General features: G+C 68.7%; 18 protein-coding genes. 6 read left to right on the top strand and 12 right to left on the bottom strand.

Translation table 11 applies throughout. From position 1 onward, the window contains the following. The gene (locus PDM28_RS16960) at positions 1-1281 is read right to left on the bottom strand and encodes an NAD(P)/FAD-dependent oxidoreductase (RefSeq protein ID WP_311182940.1); all 1281 of its coding nucleotides are present in this window, start codon (positions 1279-1281) and stop codon (positions 1-3) included. A 153-nt stretch (positions 1282-1434) separates the two neighbouring features. Between PDM28_RS16960 and PDM28_RS16955 the strand changes: the two genes are divergently transcribed. Further along, positions 1435-2055 carry a glutathione S-transferase family protein gene (locus PDM28_RS16955; protein ID WP_311182939.1) on the top strand — a complete coding sequence of 207 codons (621 nt, stop codon included), beginning with the start codon at positions 1435-1437 and terminating at the stop codon, positions 2053-2055. Here PDM28_RS16955 and PDM28_RS16950 read toward each other — a convergent pair. Further along, the gene (locus tag PDM28_RS16950) at positions 2052-4238 is read right to left on the bottom strand and encodes a primosomal protein N' (RefSeq protein WP_311182938.1); all 2187 of its coding nucleotides are present in this window, start codon (positions 4236-4238) and stop codon (positions 2052-2054) included. The genes PDM28_RS16955 and PDM28_RS16950 overlap by 4 nt on opposite strands. A gap of 436 nt (positions 4239-4674) precedes the next feature. Here PDM28_RS16950 and PDM28_RS16945 point away from each other — a divergent pair, with 436 nt between their 5' ends. From PDM28_RS16945 to sppA, 4 genes are all read left to right on the top strand, one after another. Further along, the gene (locus tag PDM28_RS16945) at positions 4675-5688 is read left to right on the top strand and encodes a hypothetical protein (RefSeq protein WP_311182937.1); all 1014 of its coding nucleotides are present in this window, start codon (positions 4675-4677) and stop codon (positions 5686-5688) included. Next, positions 5681-6247 carry a DUF3106 domain-containing protein gene (locus tag PDM28_RS16940; RefSeq protein ID WP_311182936.1) on the top strand — a complete coding sequence of 189 codons (567 nt, stop codon included), beginning with the start codon at positions 5681-5683 and terminating at the stop codon, positions 6245-6247. Before PDM28_RS16945 ends, PDM28_RS16940 begins: the two co-directional genes overlap by 8 nt. 72 nt (positions 6248-6319) lie before the next feature. Further along, the gene (locus tag PDM28_RS16935) at positions 6320-7681 is read left to right on the top strand and encodes an MATE family efflux transporter (protein WP_102945997.1); all 1362 of its coding nucleotides are present in this window, start codon (positions 6320-6322) and stop codon (positions 7679-7681) included. 85 nt (positions 7682-7766) lie between these two features. Beyond that, on the top strand, positions 7767-9671 hold the full coding sequence (gene sppA, locus PDM28_RS16930) for a signal peptide peptidase SppA (RefSeq protein WP_102945996.1): 1905 nt from the start codon (positions 7767-7769) through the stop codon (positions 9669-9671). A 39-nt stretch (positions 9672-9710) separates the two neighbouring features. On the opposite strand, the gene PDM28_RS16925 is transcribed toward sppA, so the two are convergent. Beyond that, the gene (locus PDM28_RS16925; protein ID WP_311182935.1) at positions 9711-9926 is read right to left on the bottom strand and encodes a hypothetical protein; all 216 of its coding nucleotides are present in this window, start codon (positions 9924-9926) and stop codon (positions 9711-9713) included. Between the two features lie 140 nt (positions 9927-10066). Here PDM28_RS16925 and PDM28_RS16920 point away from each other — a divergent pair, with 140 nt between their 5' ends. Beyond that, a complete protein-coding gene (locus PDM28_RS16920; protein ID WP_070207606.1) occupies positions 10067-10843 on the top strand; it encodes an SDR family oxidoreductase in 777 nt (258 codons plus the stop codon). 2 nt (positions 10844-10845) lie between these two features. Here PDM28_RS16920 and PDM28_RS16915 read toward each other — a convergent pair whose 3' ends face one another. The 9 genes from PDM28_RS16915 to PDM28_RS16875 all read right to left on the bottom strand — a co-directional run bounded on the left by PDM28_RS16915 (position 10846) and on the right by PDM28_RS16875 (position 20401). Next, positions 10846-11589, bottom strand: coding sequence for a DUF4124 domain-containing protein (locus PDM28_RS16915; RefSeq protein WP_311182934.1), 744 nt, complete (start codon positions 11587-11589; stop codon positions 10846-10848). A gap of 33 nt (positions 11590-11622) precedes the next feature. Beyond that, positions 11623-12444 (bottom strand): DUF4124 domain-containing protein, encoded by an 822-nt coding sequence (locus PDM28_RS16910; protein ID WP_311182933.1) that lies wholly within the window; start codon positions 12442-12444, stop codon positions 11623-11625. Between the two features lie 48 nt (positions 12445-12492). Further along, positions 12493-13053, bottom strand: coding sequence for an L-threonylcarbamoyladenylate synthase type 1 TsaC (gene tsaC / locus PDM28_RS16905; RefSeq protein ID WP_311182932.1), 561 nt, complete (start codon positions 13051-13053; stop codon positions 12493-12495). Between the two features lie 12 nt (positions 13054-13065). Further along, positions 13066-15564, bottom strand: coding sequence for a DNA topoisomerase I (locus PDM28_RS16900; protein WP_311182931.1), 2499 nt, complete (start codon positions 15562-15564; stop codon positions 13066-13068). Between the two features lie 188 nt (positions 15565-15752). Next, complete coding sequence (locus PDM28_RS16895; RefSeq protein ID WP_311182930.1) at positions 15753-16661, bottom strand: RDD family protein; 909 nt, start codon at positions 16659-16661, stop codon at positions 15753-15755. A 46-nt stretch (positions 16662-16707) separates the two neighbouring features. Beyond that, complete coding sequence (locus tag PDM28_RS16890) at positions 16708-17484, bottom strand: pilin (protein ID WP_311182928.1); 777 nt, start codon at positions 17482-17484, stop codon at positions 16708-16710. A gap of 39 nt (positions 17485-17523) precedes the next feature. Continuing rightward, a complete protein-coding gene (locus PDM28_RS16885; protein WP_070207599.1) occupies positions 17524-17997 on the bottom strand; it encodes a DUF494 family protein in 474 nt (157 codons plus the stop codon). Positions 17998-18039: 42 nt separating this feature from the next. Continuing rightward, complete coding sequence (gene dprA, locus PDM28_RS16880; protein ID WP_311182927.1) at positions 18040-19179, bottom strand: DNA-processing protein DprA; 1140 nt, start codon at positions 19177-19179, stop codon at positions 18040-18042. 88 nt (positions 19180-19267) lie between these two features. Continuing rightward, positions 19268-20401, bottom strand: a complete 1134-nt coding sequence (locus PDM28_RS16875) for a LysM peptidoglycan-binding domain-containing protein (RefSeq protein WP_311182926.1) — start codon at positions 20399-20401, stop codon at positions 19268-19270. Between the last annotated feature and the right edge of the window lie 57 nt (positions 20402-20458).

Below are 20458 nucleotides of genomic sequence, written 5' to 3'. Positions count from 1 at the left end.
TCAAGGCCGGGGGCGGCGGTCGTCCTGGTCGTCGCCGAAGATGATCCGCGCGCTGCGCTGGTAGCTCCAGTACGCCACGGCCCAGTTGAGCAGCACCACGATCCGGTTGCGGAAGCCGATCAGGAAGAACACGTGCGCGGCCAGCCAGAACCACCAGGCCAGCACGCCCGACAGCTGCAGCCGGCCCAGGTGCACGATGGCGGCCATGCGGCCGATCGTGACCAGGTTGCCGAAGTCCTGGTACTTGAACGGCCCGGGCGCCTGCCGACCCTCCAGCCTTGCGCGCACGGTGGCGGCCACGTGCTTGCCCATCTGCTTGGCTGCCGGCGCCACGCCCGGCACCGGGCGTCCATCGGCCTGCTGCAGCGCGGCCAGGTCGCCAGCGACGAAGATCTCGGGGTGTCCGGCCACGGTGAGGTCCGGTTGCACCGGAACGCGCCCGGCGCGATCCAGCGGCACCTCCAGCGTGCGCGCCAGCGGCGAGGCCGCCACACCGGCCGCCCAGACCACCGTGCGCGCGGGAATGAACTGTTCGCCGAGCTGGAAGCCTTCGCCGTTGATGTTGCTCACCGGGGTGCCGGTCAGTACTTCCACGCCGAGCCTCTCCAGTTGTCGGCGCGCCTTGAGCGAGAGCACCTCGGGGAAGCTGGACAGCACGCGCGGGCCCGCCTCCACCAGCCGCACCTTGGCGCTGGCCGGGTCGATGTGGCGGAACTCGTTGCGCAGGGTATGCCGCGCAATCTCGGCCAGGGTGCCGGCCAGCTCCACGCCGGTCGGACCACCGCCCACGACTGCGAAGCTGAGCCAGGCTGCCTTGCGCGCCGGATCGGGTTCGGCCTCCGCGCGCTCGAATGCCAGCAGCAGTTTGCGGCGCAGCGCGATGGCATCGTCGAGTGTCTTCAGGCCGGGCGCGTCGGCGGCCCATTCGTCGTGCCCGAAGTAGGCGTGGGTGGCGCCGGTGCACAGCATCAACGTGTCGTAGCCGAGTGTGCTGCCATCAGCCAGGGTGATCTGGCGCGCGTGCTTGTCGAGGGTGGTGACTTCGCCCAGTCGTACTTCCACGTTGCGCTGCTCGCCCAGGATATGGCGCAGCGGTGCGGCGATATCGGGTGCGGACAGGCCCGCCGTGGCGACCTGGTACAGCAGCGGCTGGAACAGATGGTGGTTGCGACGGTCCACCAGGGTGATGCGGACGCGCGCGCTGGCCAGTGCGCGGGTGGCCCAGAGGCCGGCAAAACCACCCCCGATGATGACCAGGTGGGGCAGGGGATCGCGGGTCATGCAGACGCTCCAGGACGGTCGATTCCAATATGCGCATCGTCGCATGTCGGGCTGCATGTGCACGTGCATGCCTGCAACCCGATTCAGCGGCCATCGCAGCGGTACGGCCATCGGCGTATCGTAGCGGCGCACTTCAATGATCAGGAAACCAACATGCTGAAGATCTGGGGCCGGCAAAATTCCAGCAACGTGCGCAAGGTGTTGTGGTGCGCCGAGGAAATCGGCCTGCCATACGAATCCATCGAAGTGGGTGGTCCGTTCGGTGGCACGCAGTCGCCCGGGTACACGGCGATGAATCCCAACGGGCTGGTGCCGGTGATCGAAGACCAGGGCCTGCCGCTGTGGGAGTCCAACACCATCGTGCGCTACCTGAGCGCGCGTTACGCGTTGGGCACGTTGTACCCGGAAGACGCGATGACGCGCGCCCAGGCCGAGAAGTGGATGGACTGGAGCACCTCGCGGATGGCGCCGCTGTACAGCGAACTGATCTGGGGCATCATGCGCACCGCACCGGCCAACCGCGACGAAGCGCGCATCAACGCGGCCGTGGTGCGTGCCGGTGAGCTGCTGGCGATGGCCGATGCCACGCTGGCGCGGCAACCGTGGCTGTCCGGCGAGCAGTTTGCGATGGGCGACATCCCGCTGGGCGCACTTGTCTATGCGTGGTTCGAACTGCCGATCCAGCGCCCGTCGCTGCCGCACCTGGAAGCGTGGTACCAGCGCCTGCAGCAGCGCCCCGCGTACGTCAAGGCGGTGATGACGCCGCTGACCTAATACAGGTCCATCGGGTCTACATCCAGCGACCAGCGCACCTTCCGCGCCTGCGGCAGCGCGTAGACCTGCGGCATGATCTGGTCCAACAGTGCATGCAGCGGCCGTCGCGACGGCGCCGACAACAACAGCTGGGTGCGCTGGTAACCGGCGCGGCGCGGCATCGGTGCCGGCATCGGGCCGAACCGCTCCACCGGGCTGTCGTGCGCGATCAGCTCGCGCACGCCGCTCAACATGGCATTGGCATGTTCCACCTGCTGCGCCTCGGCGCGCAGCAGCGCCAGGTGCGCGAACGGCGGGAAGCCTGCTGCTTCGCGCTGCTGCAGTTCGGCATCGGCGAAGGCGTGGTAACCGCCATTGACCAGCGTTTCCAGCAACGGATGCCCGGGATGGTGGGTCTGCAGCCAGACTTCGCCGGGATCGGTCGCGCGCCCCGCGCGCCCCGCCACCTGGATCAGCTGCTGGGCCAGTTTTTCGCTGGCACGGAAATCGGCCGAGAACAGGCCTTCGTCGATTCCCACCACGACCACCAGGGTCAGCTTGGGCAGGTCGTGGCCCTTGGCCAGGATCTGCGTGCCGACCAGGATGCCGGCACGGTCGCCCAGCGACGCCAGTTGGCTTTCCAGTGCGTCGCGCCGGTTCGTGGTGCCGCGGTCGATGCGGATCACCGGGTAGTCGGCGAACGCCTCCACCAGATGCTCTTCAAGCCGTTCCGTGCCGATGCCCTGTGGTTGCAGCGCCAGGCTGCCGCAGTCCGGGCAGGCCAGCGGCGCCGGTTGGCGCGCGCCGCAGTGGTGGCACTGCAGGCGGCGCCCGCCAGCGTGCACGGTCATCGGCGCATCGCAGCGCTTGCAGGGCGCGGTCCAGCCACAGTCGTGGCAGAGCAGCACCGGTGCGTAGCCGCGACGGTTCTTGAACACCAGCACCTGGTGGCCGGCCTGCAGGTGCTGCTCGATGCCCTGCATGACCTCCGGCGACAGGCCGTCCTTCAGCGGGCGCTTGCGCACGTCGAGCACGCGCACCGTGGGCGGTCGGGCCTCGCCGGCGCGCTGCTTCAGGCGCAGGTGGGTGTACCGGCCCGCGTGTGCGTTGTGCAGCGACTCCAGCGACGGGGTGGCGCTGCCCAGGACCACGGGAATGTCGAGCGCCTTGGCCCGCACCAGCGCGAAATCGCGGGCGTGGTAACGGATCCCGTCCTGCTGCTTGTAACTGCCGTCGTGTTCTTCGTCCACCACGATGAGGCCGGCGTTGGGCAGCGGTGTGAACACCGCCGAGCGCGTTCCCACCACCACCTGCGCTTCGCCGCGTGCGGCGGCTGCCCAGACCCGCGCGCGTTCGTTGTCGTTCAAGCCCGAGTGCAGCTCATGCACGGTGATGCCCAAGCGGCTGCGGAAGCGGGCCAGGGTCTGCGGGGTGAGCCCGATCTCGGGCACCAGGACCAGCGCCTGGCGCCCGCGCGCCAGGCAGTCCGCGATCGCCTGCAGGTACACCTCGGTCTTGCCGCTGCCGGTCACACCATCGAGCAGGAATGCACCGAAACCCTTCCCGGCGGTGATGGCCGCGATCGCGTCGGCCTGCTCCGCGTTCGGGCACGGGCCGGGACGGAGGCTGGGCAACGCCGCGCTGTGCGCGAGCGCAACGCGTTCGACCAGCCCGCGTTTGGCCAAGGCGCGGGCGGCACTGCGCCAGTCATACAGTGCCTCGTCCAGCAGGTCCTCATCGACACTGCCGTTGCCGAGCAGCTCGGCCAGGCGGTGGGGTCGTGTCCCCGCGCGCAGTTTCACGCCCGGCTCCTGGCCGGCAGGGGTGAGCTGCCAGCCCCAACGATGGGTGTCGGGGACGGGTTCGCCCTTGCGCAACGGGGCGGGCAGGGCAGTGCTGACCACTTCCCCCAGCGGCGCGTGGGTATAGCGCGACAACCACTGCAGCGATGACCAGAGTTCCCCGCCCAGCAGTGGGGCCGGGTCCAGCCACGCCACCGCAGCGCGAAGGGTGGCGCCGTCGGCCACTGTGCCGATTCCGGCCACCACGCCGACCAGCTCGCGGGACCCGAAGGGCACCCGCAGCCGACGGCCGATCACGCCTGCGTGCGGCAGCTCGCCCGGCGGGGGGGCGTAGTCGAACCACTGCGGCAAGGGCACGGGCAGGACGACCTGCAGGGTGGGCGTGGGGGCGGGCGAAAGCATCGGGCCAGTGTAGCGGTCGTGGACCGGCCTGTTCAGTCGGAGAATCCCCTGTCGGCGCCTGCCGTGGAACCTAAATACCGGCTAAATATCCGTGGCTATTGGAGATTCGGTCTTATCCACATCTTCTGTGGATAAGTCTGTGCGCGAGTGTCGAACTCCGAGCTGATTGTCAGGGAGTTCCGCCCTCACACCTCTGTTGGTCAAAAAATAGCCACACAACAAAATGTAATACAATCAATGATATGGCTGTGAAACAAAGCTGACACACGGGTGACGCGGGCTTCACCCCCCGGTTTTGTGCCGTTTTTGTTGGTGCTGTGCACAACCTGCGCGGCTGTCAAGCGTTCCCGGCCGTATGTCGCGCCGCCTGCGGCCTGCATCGGCATGCCCGACCGGGGGCGCACTCGCTATCATTCCGGCACTTGATGGAGTTGCTATGACGGCTGTGAACGCCCCTGTTTCATCCAACGCAGCGGGCGCATTGTCCGCGTTCCTGCGAGGCGTTGAACGCCGTGCCCTGGTCGTTGCCGAGCTGCAGTGCGGCGACTCGACCGTTGCCGAACAGGCCCTGGTCGCGGTCATGCGTGCGTTCGCCGGGATCGCCAGCGACGTGCCCATGGCCCAGTGGCCCGACCGGTTCTGGATCCTGCTGGCGCACCGCACCCCGATCCGCGTTCCCGCCGCAGGTGGGCAGTGGGCACCGGAACTGTCGCACCTGCCGCAGCTGGCACCGCCCGCGCGCCTGGCCCTGCTGCTGCGGGTCGGTGGCGGGTTGGACGAGGCCGCCGCCGCACAGATCCTGGACATGCCGGTGGCCGACTACCAGCACGCGCTGGCCGAGGCCTGCCCGCGCGACGCACACGGCCACCCGGATGCCGCCGGCTGGCGCGCGCTGGCCGAGCAGGTCCAGCAGCGCCTGCGCGAGATGCCCGCCAGCCGCCTGCAGCAGCTGCATCAGCCGGCCGCCGTGCCCGCACCGGGCAAGGACAAGGGAGCGGCCTCCTGGCGCGCGCCCGCGCCTGCAGAGGCCGCCCCCCGCCGCGGCCCTGCCCGTCGCCGTGCCGGCAATCGCCGGCCCGTGTGGCGAGGCCTGCTGATCCTGCTGGTCACCACCGGCGTGCTGCTGGGCGGCGCGGCCTGGTGGAAGCATCGGCCGGCCGCCGTCCCCCCCGAGGCGAGCGTGCCCGACGGTGCGGTGTCCACCGCCGACCCGGTGGCCGTGGAACAGCTGCCGGCCGACGACCTGCCGGTGGCCGCGCCGGCCGACCCCGCGCATGCCGCCAGCGACGCGGCGATGCTGGCCGATCCCGAACTGATGCTGGCCCGCGATGCTGATCTGTATGCCTGGTTCGCGGCCGGCGGTCCGGTGCCCGTCGATGAGTCGCAGCCGCAACCGAACCGCCCCGAACCTGCCGCTGCCGGCCTGGAGACGTCTGCCGCCGATGAATAAGTCGATCCTGCTGCTCCTGATGGCCCTGTCCGCTGGCGCCACTGCCGCGCCCCAGGCACTGCCGCTGCCCACCCCGGTTGCCGCCCCCGTCCCCACCCCGACCACCGCACCGGCGATTCCCGCAACGCCGGCCGCGCTGGATCCGGCCCAGCTGCGCGAGCTGCGCACCCGCTACGCGCAGTGGCAGGCGCTGCCCGAATCCGAGCGCACCCGCATCCGCGAGGCCGCGCGCCGCGTGGCCGCGCTGCCGGCGGCGCAGCAGCAGTCGCTGCGCGCGCGCTTCGACGAACAGGACCAGCGCTTCCGCGACGGCTGGCGGTTGGGCCCGCAGCTGGGCCAGCAGTTCCCCAAGCTGCAGGGCCTGTTCGGCTACCTGCCGGTGGAACAGCGCGAACCCGCCCTGGTCGCGCTGCGCCAGCTCAACGACGGCCAGCTGGCCCAGCTCACCTTGATCGCCCAGCGCACCCCGCCGCAGGAGCGCGACCGCGTACGTGACCAGTTCCTGGGCCTGGCGCCGGCCGCCCGTGATGCCTGGCTGCGGGAAAATGTAGTGCGGTAAGCGTAAGATGGCCGCCCGCAACCCGGTGCCTGTGCCCTTCGCGCGCTCCCGTAGTCTGCGGTCTGTGATCCCATGTCTACCGTTACCTCCACGCCGCGCCTCTCCCGGGAAGTGCGTGCCACCGGCCTGCTCGCGCTGCCGCTGGTGCTCGGCCATGTCTCCACCGGCCTGATTTCCTTCGTCGACAACGTCATCGCCGGGCACCACGGCACCCAGACCCTGGCCGCCGTCACCATCGGCACCGCCCTGCTGTGGCTGCCGATGCTGATTCCGATCGGCACCCTGATCTCGCTGACCGCCTCGGTTTCGCAGCTGCACGGCGCCGGCCGCGAGCGCGAGATCGGCCCGCTGTTCCGCCAGGCGCTATGGCTGGCGCTGGGCCTGGGCCTGATCATGTTCACCTTCCTCACGGTGGTGCCGCCGCTGCTGCCGGCGTTCGGCATCGCGCCGGACATCGTGCCCGGCGCAACCGCCTTCCTGCATGCGGTGCGCTGGGGCGGCCCGGCGCTCACCCTGTACTTCTGCATGCGCTACCTCAGCGAAGGCATGCACTGGACGCTGCCTACCATGCTGCTTGGCTTCGGCGGCCTGCTGGTGCTGGCACCGCTGGGCTACGTGCTGTGTTACGGCAAGCTGGGCTTCCCCGAAATGGGCGCTGAAGGCCTGGGCATCGCCTCGGCCACCATGATGTGGATCCAGGCGCTGTGCTTTGCCGGTTACCTGTGGAAGACCCGCCGCTTCGCCCACCTGGAATTGTTCTCGCACCTGGAGCTGCCGCGTTGGGCTGCGATCTGGGACCTGCTGCGGACCGGCCTGCCGATCGGCATCACGGTGCTGATGGAAGGCGGGCTGTTCATCGTCACCGCCCTGCTGATCGGCCGCCTGGGCGCGACCGAAGCCGCCTCGCACCAGATCGCCATCAACGTGGCCCAGCTGTGCTTCATGATCCCGATGGGCGTGGCCGAAGCCACCACCGTGCGGGTGGGCCATGCGGTGGGCAGCGGCAACGGGCTGGGCGTGCGTCGGGCCTCGATTGCCGGGCTGCTGATCATCCTGGGAACGCAGACGCTTTCGGCGCTGGTGCTGCTGTTCGGGCACGACGCCATCGTCGGCGTGTACACCGCCGACCTGGGCGTGGCCGCGCTGGCCTCGACCCTGCTGCTGTATGCGGCGGCCTTCCAGTTCCCCGACGGCATCCAGGTACTGTCGGCCGGCGCGCTGCGCGGCCTGAAGGACACCCGCGTGCCGATGTTCATCGCCATGTTCTCGTACTGGGGGCTGGGCATGCCGCTCGGCGCCGGGCTCGGCCTGGGCCTGGGCATGGGACCGCAGGGCATGTGGCTGGGCCTGATCCTGGGCCTGACCGCCGCGGCGATCCTGATGGGCTGGCGGCTGCGGGTCAGCAGCCGTCGCGTCGGGACCACCCTGGCCTGACGGCCCCCTTACTTGTGTCCGATGCCGGCCTGTCCGGCAGCGGCTATGCTGGTACCACGGCAAGAAGCCAACTGGAGTTTCCCCCATGAACCAACCCGTGCGTCGCAATCCTGTCGCCAGCTTCTTCATCGGGCTGTGGGATGTGATGAACTTTACCCGCAGGCTGATCCTCAACCTGCTGTTCTTCGGCCTGCTGCTGCTGATCCTCGTCCTGTTCGTGGTGGCGATGGGCAAGGGCGCCAGCAGCAACCGTGCCCTGCAGGACCGCACCTCGCTGGTGATCGCGCCGGAAGGCCGCCTGGTCGAGCAGTTCAGTGCAGACCCCGTCAGCCGAGCGCTTGCCAAGGCCATTGGCGACAACAGCGCCGAGGAAGTGCAGCTGCGCGACCTGATCCGCGCGCTGGATGCGGCACGGGACGACAAGAAGATCGAGCGGGTGGTGCTGCAGCTGGACAAGCTGCAGCCGAGCGGCTTCGCTTCAATGCGTGAAGTGGCGGCGTCGCTGCAGGCCGTGCGTGCGTCGGGCAAGCAGGTGGTGGCCTATGCCGACAACCTGAGCCAGTGGCAGTACCTGCTGGCCGCGCAGGCCGACGAGATCTACCTCGACCCGATGGGCGGGGTGGTGCTGGAAGGCCTTGGCCGTTACCGCCAGTACTTCCGCACCGGGTTGCAGGACAAGCTGGGCGTGGACGTGCACCTGTTCAAGGTGGGCGAGTACAAGTCCGCGGCCGAACCGTACGTGCTGGACGCCGCCTCGCCGCAGGCCAAGGAAGCCGACCTGTTCTGGATGAACGACGTGTGGCAGCGCTACCTGGCCGACATCGCAAAGGCGCGCAAGCTGGACGCCGCGCAGCTGGCGGCCGGCATCGACACGATGCCTGAGGGCATCGCCGCCGCCGGTGGCGACCTGGCCAAGTTCGCCCTGCAGCAGAAGCTGGTGGACGGTCTGAAGACCCGTGAGGAAGTCGAAGACCTGCTCGCCGACCGTGGCGTGGCCGACGAAGACGCCGACGGCGGCTTCCGCAGCGTCAATCTGGACGGCTACCTGGCCCAGCTCGACATGCGCGGTTCCCCGGTGGATTCGCGTCCGCAGGTAGCCGTGGTGGTGGCCTCTGGCGAAATCGCCGGCGGCGACCTGCCAGCCGGTCGCGTCGGCGGTGAGTCGACCTCGGCGCTGCTGCGCGAAGCGCGCGACGACGACAACGTCAAGGCGGTGGTGCTGCGCGTGGATTCGCCGGGTGGCGAAGTGTTCGCCTCCGAGCAGATCCGCCGCGAAGTGGTGGCGCTGAAGGCCGCCGGCAAGCCGGTGGTGGTGTCGATGGGCGACCTCGCTGCTTCGGGTGGTTACTGGATCAGCATGAATGCCGACCGCATCTATGCCGACCCGTCGACCATCACCGGTTCGATCGGCATCTTCGGCATGATCCCGAACCTGTCGCGCTCGCTGGACAAGATCGGCGTGCATACCGACGGCGTGGGCACCACCCGCTTCGCCGGTGCCTTCGATATCACCCGTCCGATGGATCCGGCCGTGGGCCAGGTGATCCAGTCGGTGATCAACAAGGGCTACGCCGACTTCACCGGCAAGGTCGCCGATGCGCGCAACAAGCCGGTGGAAGCGGTGGACGAAGTGGCGCGTGGCCGCGTGTGGAGCGGTGCGCAGGCCAAGGAGCGCGGCCTGGTCGACGCCTTCGGTGGCCTGAAGGACGCCATTGCCGATGCCGCCAACCGCGCCAAGCTGGGCGGTCCCGACAAAGTGCGGGTGCGCTACATCGAAAAGGCGGCCACCCCGTTTGCACAGTTCCTGAGCGGCTTTGCCGGCAGCCACGCCGGTGCCTGGATGCTGGGCGAAACCGGCATGGCGCGGATCATGCTGGCCCGGTCGATGCCGGAAGTGGATACGCAGCTGCGCTTCGTTGAAGATGCCGCCCGCGACCCGCGCGGCAGTGCCCCGGTGAAAGCCCTGGCATATTGCTTCTGCGGCTTCTGATACATCGAAAAAACCCGGCGAAAGCCGGGTTTTTTTTATTTAGGGTTCGATGGCGGAGTCATCCGCGGCGCGTGTATCCGGCGCCTTTTCCAGCGTTTCGCGGGCCGCCTTGGCCTTCTCCAGCGGTCCCTGCACGGCGTCGCGCAGGGCGGTGGCCTGCGGTTCGGGGCGCTTGTCGGGATCCGGCGGCACCGGACGGTTGCAGCCGCTCACTACCAGCAGGCCGAGCAGCGGCAGGGTGATACGGATCAACATGGCAACCTCGCGGGCGAGCCCAGGAAATCGTAGTGTCGCACCGCTTTGCCAGCCCGTGTGTGACGGGATGCGCTGCACCCGCATGCGGGCTATCCTGCCCGCACGACTTACGGGGCAGGCCCCCAACGCAGGAGAAGCAGGTGAGCGCGCATCGTTGGCGACTGGATGGACAGACCGCATTGATCACCGGTGCCAGTGCCGGCATCGGCCTGGCGATCGCACACGAACTGCTGGGATTCGGTGCCGACCTGCTGATCGTCGGGCGCGACGCCGATGCGCTGGAAATGGCCCGCGACGAGCTGGCCGACGCGTACCCGGACCGTGAGATCCACGGGCTTGCCGCCGATGTCTCCGACGACGAGGACCGCCGCGAGATCCTCGACTGGGTGGAAGACCACAGCGACGGCCTGCACCTGCTGATCAACAATGCCGGCGGCAACGTCACCAAGGCGGCCACCGAATACACCGAAGACGAATGGCGCGGCATCTTCGAAACCAACCTGTTCTCGGCCTTCGAGCTGTCGCGCTACGCGCACCCCTTGCTGGCGCGCCATGCGGCCTCGGCGATCGTCAACGTGGGCAGCGTGTCGGGCCTCACCCACGTGCGCAGCGGCGCGGTGTATGGCATGACCAAGGCCGCCATGCACCAGATGACGCGCAACCTGGCGGTGGAGTGGGCTGAAGACGGCATCCGGGTCAATGCGGTGGCGCCCTGGTACATCCGCACCCGCCGCACCTCCGGGCCGCTGTCGGACCCGGACTATTACGAGCAGGTCATCGACCGTACCCCGATGCGCCGCATCGGCGAGCCCGAAGAAGTGGCCGCTGCGGTGGGCTTCCTGTGCCTGCCTGCGGCCAGCTACGTCACCGGCGAATGCATCGCGGTGGACGGCGGGTTCCTGCGCTACGGGTTTTAACGTCAACCGGGGACCGCGCAGCTCGACTCGGCCAGCACTGCCTGGAGGCGGGCGCGCTCTGCCGCAGCGGCGGCCGCATTGTCCGGCGAAGCGAACCGCTCGCGCCCGCGTGCATCGCGGAAGCGCTGCTGCCACGCGTTGCAGCGCTGGTCTTCGGGTATCGGCTCGCACGCGTCGCGGATCACCTCGCAGCTGGCGGCATTGAGTGGCGTCGCCCCGCCCAGGGCGGTGACCGACAGCAGCTGGCAGTGCGGCGGCGCGGGCTCGCGCTCATGCAGGTAGCGGCCACCGTCCTGTGCCTGGCACTGGTAGATCTCCGGCAGCGGCGGCTTGTCGGTGTCCGCTGCGGTTGCATCGTCTCCGGGCTTGGGCAGGTTGGCCGTGTCGAGGATCGCGGTCCCGGTGGGCACTTCGTAGGCCTCTGAAATGATGCGCTCGACCGGCCGGGCCTTGCCGGGCACAAAGGCGGGCACCGCAGCGGGCGCGTCGCCCGCCGCCGCTGGCGCGCTGGCCGCGGGTGCCACCGGTGGTGGCGCCGCTGCGGGCGGCGTAATGCTGCTGGACACCGACACCTCGGCGCGCGACGGCGCCGCGTTCATGCGCTGGATGACCTGGTGGCTGCCGGCCGGGCACGGCGTGCCCTGCACGGTGCTGTTGCCATCGGCGTCGGTACAGCGGAACACGATCGCGTCGTCGGCCATTGCCGACGAGGCCACGCACAGCAACAGGAGCCACCAGGGTTTCATCCGCGCAGGATACAACGCACCTGGCCCGCCGCCCTATCGGCAGTCGCGGTCCAGCCGCGCATCCACGCCGCGCTGTTCACGGCTGATCGCGTCGCGTTCGCCCTGCAGCGCGCTGTTGTAACGGCGCACCAGCTCCCAGCGGCGGTCGCTGAGGATCGAACACACTTCGCTGGCCGGCAGGGGATGGCACTGGTCGCGCACCAGCACATTGCCGGCCGGCACCACCACGTCATGGTAGGTGCCGGGGTAGGCCGAACCTTCGGTGTGCCACTGGGTGCTCCCGCTGCCCACGGTGAAACTGCCCCCGCCGCGCGAGCCACCGCCCTGCACGGTCAGCGAACCACCGCTGGAGGTGATCGAACCGCTGCCCATTGGTGCGATAGGCGGAAGCGGAAGCGGACGGGGATCCGGGCGCGGGTCGGGACCCGGGCGAGGTCCCGGTCCCGGACGAATGCCGCCTGGACCGCGTCCCGGCAACCAGGCGCTGGTCCACACCGGCACCCAGCGCGGATTCCCCTCGCTGGTCTCGCTGGAGTAACGGCTGCCATCGTCGCGGATGCATTCGTACATCGGCTGCGGCGGCTGTACGTGGACGTAGCGCACTTCGCGTTCGGGCGCGGCAGGCGGTGGCGTGGACGGTGTGCTGTCGCTGCGCACGACCCGGGGGGCCGGGTCGCGGGGGCGCTGCATTTCGCGCACTTCCTGGCGGCCGTCACGGCACGGCGCGTCCTGCAGCGACACCGCGCCATTGCTGCCCACGCAGCGGTACACCCGCACGCTGCTGTCCTGGGCCGCCAGCGGAGCGGCGACACCGGGCAGCAGGAGCAACAACCAGAGGGCAGGGGACGGGCGCATGGCCGCAGTGTGCGGCCTTGCCTGTGCACGCGTAAACAACGCCGCGGCTCAGGTGCGCAGCACCTGCCCGGTGAGGGCGTCGCGGATCGGGGTGGGCTGGGCCAGGCCGCCGGTGGCGCCGTCGACCAGGCCGTCCAGCAGGGCCAGCAGCGCGGGATCCAGAGCGGCGCGGGTGCGTGCCGGCGGCTGGCCGGCCAGGTTGGCGCTGGTCGAGACCAGCGGTCCGCCCCAGGCACGGCACAGCGCGCCCACCAGGGGATGTGCGCTGATCCGCACCGCAATGCCGGAGTGTTCGCCGGTGACCCAGCGCGGTGCACGCGGGCCCGCCGGCAGGATCCAGGTGTGCGCGCCGGGCCAGCTGGCCAGCACCTCATCCCGGCGGTCAGCCGGCAGTTGATTGACCGAAACCCAGCCGTCCAGCTGGGCCAGGTCGGCGGCGACCAGGATCATGCCCTTTTCGACCGGGCGCTGCTTGAGCCGCAGCAGCTTCAACACCGCAGCTTCATTGGCCGGATCGCAGCCCAGCCCCCATACGGCTTCAGTGGGGTAGGCGACCACCCCGCCAGCGTGCAGGGTGGGAACAGCCGAATCGACGGTGAGCTCGTTCATGGGCGCAACCGGTCAGGCCTTCTTGGCGACGGCCTTCTTCGTTGCCGCCTTCTTGGCCGCGGCTTTCTTCGCCGTCGCCTTCTTGGCGGCCTTCTTGGCCGGTGCCTTTTTCGCGGCGGCCTTCTTCACCGTCGCCTTCTTCGCAGCCGGCTCTTTCTTGACTGCAGCCTTCTTGGCCACGACCTTCTTGGCGGCCTTCTTGCCGAAGCCCTTGCGCACCGGCTTGCCGGTTTCTTCCATGAGCTGCTGCACTTCGGCCAGGGTCAGCGACGCCGGTTCGCGATCCTTGGGGATCTTGCCGTTCATCTTGCCGTCGCTCAGGTACGGGCCGAAGCGACCGTTCAGGACCTGGATCTCGCTGCCGTCGAATTCCTTGATGATCCGGTTGCGCGCGATCTCTTCCTTCTCTTCGATCAGGAACACGGCGCGGGCCAGATCGATGGTGTAGGGGTCGTCTTCCTTCTTCAGCGAGGCGTAGGTGCTGCCGCGCTTGGCGAACGGACCGAAACGACCGATGCCAACGCTGACGTCTTCGCCCTTGTCCTCACCCAGGGCGCGCGGCATCAGGAACAGTTCCAGCGCGTCTTCCAGGCTGATGGTGTGCATCGACTGGCCGGGGCGCAGCGAGGCGAACTTCGGCTTCTCCTCGGCATCCTCGGCGGTGCTGCCGATCGCCGCGTATGGCCCGAACCGGCCCAGGCGCACGCTGACCGGCTTGCCGGTCTTGGGGTCGGTGCCGAGCTCGCGCGCGCCACTGGCCTCGGCGCGGTCGACCGATTCCTTCTTCTCTTCCACGAGCTTGTTGAACGGGTCCCAGAAACGGGCCATCAACGGGATCCAATCTTCTTCGCCACGCGAGACCGCGTCGAGCTCGTCCTCGAGCCTGGCGGTGAAGTCGTAGTCCACGTACTGGGTGAAGTGGCTGGACAGGAACTTGGACACCGCGCGGCCGACGTCGGACGGGCGGAAGCTGCGGCCTTCCATTTCCACGTACTTGCGGAACAGCAGGGTCTGGATGATCGACGAATAGGTCGACGGACGGCCGATGCCATACTCTTCCAGCGCCTTGACCAGCGCCGCTTCGGTGAAGCGCGGCGGCGGCTGGGTGAAGTGCTGTTCGGCGAGGATGCGGTCCAGCGGCACGCGGTCGCCCGGCTGCATCGCCGGCAGCTTGCGGCCTTCGTCGTCGTCCTCGGCGCTCTTGTTGTCCTTGCCTTCCTCATAGACCGCGAGGAAGCCGGGCACCACCACGGTGGTGCCGCTGGCGCGGAACACATGCTCGCTGCCGGCCGAGAGGTCGACGCTGACGGTGTTGAGCGTGGCCGGAATCATCTGGCTGGCCACGGCGCGCTTCCAGATCAGCTCGTACAGCTTGCGCTCGTCGTCGGTCAGGTAGCGCGAGACCTGCGCCGGGGTCCGCAGCGCCGAGGTCGGGCGCACCGCTTCGTGCGCTTCCTGGGCGTTCTTGGACTTGGTCTGGTAGGTGTTGGGCTTGTCCGGCAACGCGGCAATGCCGTAGTCGCGGGCGATCACGTCGCGGATCTCGGCCAGTGCGTCCTGCGACAGGCTGACCGAGTCGGTACGCATGTAGGAGATCAGGCCGACCGTGCCTTCGTCGCCGATGGCCACGCCTTCGTACAGCTTCTGCGCCACCTGCATGGTCTTGCGGGTGGTAAAGCCGAGCTTGCGCGAGGCTTCCTGCTGCAGGGTGGAGGTGGTGAACGGGGCGGCCGGGCGGCGCTTGCGCTCCTTGCTGGCCACGTCGGTGACATGCAGCATGCCCTGCGCGGCCTGCTGGATGCGCAGGCGCGCGGCCTCGGCGGTGTCGCCGTCGGTCACGGTGAACTGTTCGAACTTCTGCCCGTCCAGCTTGATCAGGCGGGCATTGAAGTGCTGCGAGGGGTGCGCGCAGGCGGCGTCGATGCTCCAGTATTCGCGGGCGATGAAGGCTTCGATCTCTTCCTCGCGCTCGACGATCATGCGCAGCGCCGGGCTCTGCACGCGGCCGGCGGACAGGCCGCGCTGGACCTTGCGCCACAGCACCGGGGACAGGTTGAAGCCGACCAGGTAGTCCAGCGCGCGGCGCGCCTGCTGGGCGTCGACCAGGTCGCTGGCGATGGCGCGCGGCTGGTTCATGGCCTCCTTGATCGCGCGCGGGGTGATCTCGGTGAAGACCACCCGCTGCATCGGCTTGTCCTTGACCAGGCCGCGTTCCTTCAGGATCTCGGCGATATGCCAGCTGATCGCCTCACCTTCGCGGTCCGGGTCGGTGGCCAGGAAGATGTCGTCGGCCCCCTTGGCGGCCTTGGCGATGGCGTCGACATGCTTCTCGTTCTTGTCGATCAGGTCGTAACGCATCGCGAAGTTGTTGTCGGGGTCGACCGCGCCTTCCTTGGGGACCAGGTCGCGCACATGCCCATACGAGGCCAGGACGGTGAAGTCCTTGCCGAGGTATTTGTTGATCGTCTTGGCCTTGGCGGGCGATTCGACGATGAGCAGGTGCTTGGGCATGTCGTTGATTTCTGTGGGCAGCGGCCCGGGGGAGGGCGCTAGGGTGGAGCAAAAGGCCGCATTAGTGAAGGGCAGCCGTCGAATTCCATACGCTGAACGCCCGGTTGTGCGCCGGGCGTTCAGGTTCTGCGCGTGCTAGAGGAATCACGCCGGGGCCGCCCGTGTCAAGCGGCCCGGTGTGAGGAGGGTCAGGACATGGACGAGGCGATGACCCCGAACATGGCGATCACCAGTCCGATGCTGATCACGGTCAGGATGCCGCTGATGACCAGGATCACGATGGTCACGGTGCCCAGGCCGCGCTCCTGGAACTCGGCGTTTTCGGTGAACGCCCACTTGTCCACCACCAGGGTGTCGCACAGCATGTCGTGCAGGGCCTGCTTGCGCTCGGTGAAGGCGGCCATGATGAAGCCGATGAACAGGGTCAGGCTGCTCAGGATGAAGCCGAAATAGCGCCCCACGCCGCGCATGAAGGTGATCCGCTCACCGTCGCTGCGCACCACCTTGATCCCCACGGCCATCTTGCCCAGGGTGGCGCCGCCGCGCGAGGCGTGGAAGCCGGCGTAGTAGCCGATGCCGATCACGAAGCCGCCCAGCATCGCCACCAGGCTCAGCGCCACGGCCAGGGTTTCGTTGCCGCTGGCCGCGCCGATCAGGTTGAAAATGAGGCTGACCGGGATGTTGATGATGCCGACCACGATCGAGTCCAGGAAGTAGGCGGCATAGCGCTTCCAGAAGCCGGCATAGACCACCTCGCCGCCGCTGACCACGGTCGCGCCGTAGCTGCCGGTGGCGCCGGGCGCGGAGTACGGCGAGTAGGTGCCGCCCCCGGTGCCCGGGAGCGGGGCGGTGCCGTTGTCGATGGCGGTGTAGTCCCCGCGCAGGTCGAAACCGCTGCCCAGGTTCTCGGTCGCGCTGGTCAGGTTCTGCAGCTGCAGTTCCTCCACCGCTTCGGACACCGGCTTCCACGCGCCATAGCCTTCGCGCCAGACCAGCGTGGTGAGGCTGATCTCCCCGCGCTGGAAGCGTTGGCGGAGGTCTTCGGCCATCAACGGGCCCTGGCGCTCCTGGCCATCGGCGTAATACCACTCAGTCATTGCGTACTTCCCCTTCTGGATTCATCCGTAATCATGAAGTCGCGGCTCAGCCGCGGCACTGCACCGGCACGTACTTGGCGTCGAGATCGCTGCTGCAGGTCCACTCCTGGCTCTGCATGTCGTACTCGAACCACAGCATCTTGCCATCCAGCGCACGCTTGCCGGGCACCGAGAACTCCATCTCGATGCCGCACTTGCCTTCGCCGAAGCGGCCGATCCGCACCGCGCCGACGTAATCGCCGGCATACGAGCTCGGGCTCTTGAAGCCGTCGTCGTCGTTGACCGGGCAGCGCTCGGTGTTCAGGGCGAACTCGTTCACCTGGTACTTCAACTGCGACACGATGCCGACCGCATTGGCCACCCGGGCGCGGTGCAGATAGTCGTTATAGGCGGGAATCGCGATGGCGGCGAGGATGCCCATCACCACCAGGAACCCGACGCCCACCACCAGGCCGATGACCAGGCAGCCGGAGGTCTTCTTCGGCGGCGGTGCGGCACGCACGTAGGACGGCGCCGGGCCCGGCACGGCGGCGTGCGGCGAAGACGAAGGGGGGGGCGAATCGAATCCGGGAATGCGCGGCGGGCTGGGCACGACCGGCTCCAGCTGAGGTCCACCCAGGTCCGGTCCGGCCATGGGCGGCGGTGCGATCACCAGGCCCAGCTCGTCGGCCACGCTGCGCAGGGGCTGCCACTGTGGCAGCCCGTCACGCCAGACGAGGGAGTCCAGCGCGACTTCGCCGGACGTGTACTTCTCAACCAACTCTTCAGATGTCAGCGGACCACGCTGCTGACGATTCCCTTCTGCATAGAACCACTGGCTCACTTTCCATTCCCCTGAATGCGCGAAGCACCCAGTGTACGGTCAGTGAAGGGGTTCCGGCTCGTCCACGAACATCTGGGTTTCCATCCAGGCGTAGGCGGCTTCGGCGCCGGGCTGGTTGAACAGCACCATCAGCACCACCCATTTCAGGTCGTCCAGGTCCAGGTCGTCCTGGTCCAGGGCCATGGCGCGGTCGAGCACCAGCTCGCGCTGGTTGGCGTCCAGGATGCCGTGCTGTTCCAGGAACATCAGGAACCCGCGGCCTTCCACGTCGAGCTTGTCCAGCTCCGGGCCATGGAAAATGCGGACCGGACCGTCGACCCGGGCCACGCTCACGGCGGGGCGCTGCTCGGCGAGGGCGTCGAGCCAGTCGAAGGCCTTGTTGATCTCGGTGGGGCTGAAGCCGGCCTGTATCAGGCTGTTCTGGAGGGTATCGCGGTCGCGGACGATGTCCGCGTCTTCGCTGAAGTAGTGTTCAAACAGGTACAGCAGGACGTCCAGAATGCTCTCTTTCATTGCCCCTCGGCCTGCGTCAACGACGCTGTGGAGGTGAAGAAACTAGGGTTTTCTACAGTAGCGGCCATGGGTGGCAACCACCTTTCCATCCAGTTCCATGATCAGCAGCATGGCCGACAGCTGCGTCGCCGTCAATCCGCTGCGCTGGATCAATGAATCCATACCCGTTGGGTTTTCATCCAGGACTTTCCACAAGCGCTGGTAGTCGGGAGGAAGAGCGGGGGAGGGGGTGGGCACCGTGGGCCGTGCCTGTTCAGTGGGGGCTGCCAGGCGGGAACGCAAGGCCTGGCCCAGTTGCGCCGCCGCCCCGGTGAGGCCGGCCACCACCTCGGCCGGCGTTTCGACCAGCTGGGCGCCGTCGCGGATCAGCCGGTGGCAGCCCCGGGCCCGGGGGTTGCGCACCGAACCGGGCAGGGCAAACACCTCGCGGCCGGCTTCTGCGGCCAGGCGCGCGGTGATCAGCGCCCCGGAGCGCAGCGCGGCTTCGATGACCAGCGTGCCCAGCGACAGCCCGGCCACGATCCGGTTGCGGGCGGGAAACTGCCCGGGACGCGCTGCCGTCCCCGGCGGGTACTCGCTGACCACCGCGCCGCGCTCGGCAATGCAGGCCTGCAGGGCGGTATTGCGCGGCGGGAAGGCCAGGTCCAGGCCGGTGGCCACCACGGCGACGGTGCGCCCGTCGGGGACCTCCAATGCGCCCCGGTGGGCGCGCGCATCGACCCCGGCCGCCAGCCCGCTGACCACCGCCAGGCCGCTGCGGGCCAGCGCGGTGGCAAATTCCGCCGCCAACTCCCCGCCGGTGGGGGATGGGGTACGGCTGCCCACCACGGCCACGCCTGGATGCCACAGCGCCGCCGGGTCGCCATGGATGAAAAGAGCGAGCGGCGCGGTGTCCCGTTCGCCGAGCAGGGGCGGATAGTCGGGATCGCCGGCCGGCAGCAGGTGTCGGCCGGGCTGTTCCAGCCAGCGTAGCCCACGGGCAAGCGCCTCGCGCTCGGGCAGGGCCAGCCGGGCCCGCTGTTCGGCGCTGCATCCGGCGGCGCGCCATGCCGCCGGGCCGCCGCGTAGGGCGTCGGCGGGTGTTTCGAAGCGCGTGAGGAGGGTGCGGCGCGGAGCGATGGCGCCGCCGGCCAGGACCAGGCGCAGCAGCGCCTCGGTGGAACAGGGGGGCGTCTGGGGCATCGGGTCAGGCTAGCCCGCAGACGACGACGGCGCCCTCGGGCGCCGTCGCGTTGGTGCGTCAGAATGTGCCCCGACCAGCGGTCGGTGCCTACTGCGCGTCGGGATGCTTGGCCGAGTAACCGACCAGCACTGGCTTCACGCCCTGCATCACCAGTGCGTAGCTGACCTTGTCGAAGGTGCGGAACACCATCGCATGGGCGGCGTACTCGTCCGGCAGCGAAATCCGGCCGGCACCGTCGGTGAGCGAATCGTCCATCCGCGAGGAGCCCGGGTACTTCTTGCGGTCGGCCACATGCCGCCCCTGGCGCCACAGCGAGACCACGGTGCCGTTGTCGATGCCGTTGGCGCTGCCGGCCGAGATCGCGATGACATCGCGCGGACCGCCCGACAGGTACATGTCCGTCACCGCCAACACGCGCATGTCCAGGCCTTCGGTCTGGGCAGCGGGGGCGTGCGGGACGAACTGCAGGTCGTATGGCGTCGCTTCCACCGGTACCAGCCGATCGCCGGCGCGGACTTCACGGCCGTCGACCCGGCCCTGCAGCGACAGCGTGGTCACGTCCGAGCGGCCGTCCGGCAACTTGGTCACGGTGCCCACGTTGAGCTGGGCCAGTTCGTAGCCCAGTACCTCGCGGCGCTGGCTCGGTTCAGCCACGAAGTTCGCCCACAGGTTGCCGCTGCCGGGGGTGACCCTGCCATGGGCGGTCAGGTCCTCGGTGGGCTTGGGCAGCGAGAAGCGCACGGTCGGGCGGACCACGGCCCAGCGCTGGCCCACCTGGGCGCCGTCCAAACCGCGCACGTAGGCCACCTGGCCCGTAGTGGCGCGAAGGCGGTTGTCTTCCAGGCCGACCACGTCCGGCAGCGAGGCGATCTCATCGACCACGCTGAGCTGCTTCAGGAAGGGCTCGACCTGGCTGAGCGGGATCGCGTTGATCGGCGCTTCCTGGCGCGGGCCCGGCTGGGCCACGACGCGGTCCAGGTAGGCCAGGCTCAGCACGTCGCCCGGGTAGATCAGGTGCGGGTTCTTGACCTGCGGGTTGGCCTGCCAGATTTCCGGCCACAACCACGGCTTTTTAAGGAAGCGCGCGGAAATATCCCACAAGGTATCGCCCTTCTGGACGACATAGGTTTCCGGGTGCCCGCCATTCACTTCAACGGCGGTAGCATAGGTAGCGACGGTCAGCATCGCGACGGCGACGACCGTACGTGTCTTTTCAAACATAGGTGTGGTGCCTGATTCCCCAACAGGTTCGAGCACTATAGTCCAGAAACCGGGGCG

Origin of the sequence: Stenotrophomonas aracearum, assembly GCF_031834615.1 — a bacterium.
Lineage (GTDB): Bacteria > Pseudomonadota > Gammaproteobacteria > Xanthomonadales > Xanthomonadaceae > Stenotrophomonas > Stenotrophomonas aracearum.
The sequence above is the reverse complement of the archived record's forward strand: the minus strand, read 5'-3'. Positions and strand labels throughout refer to the sequence as shown.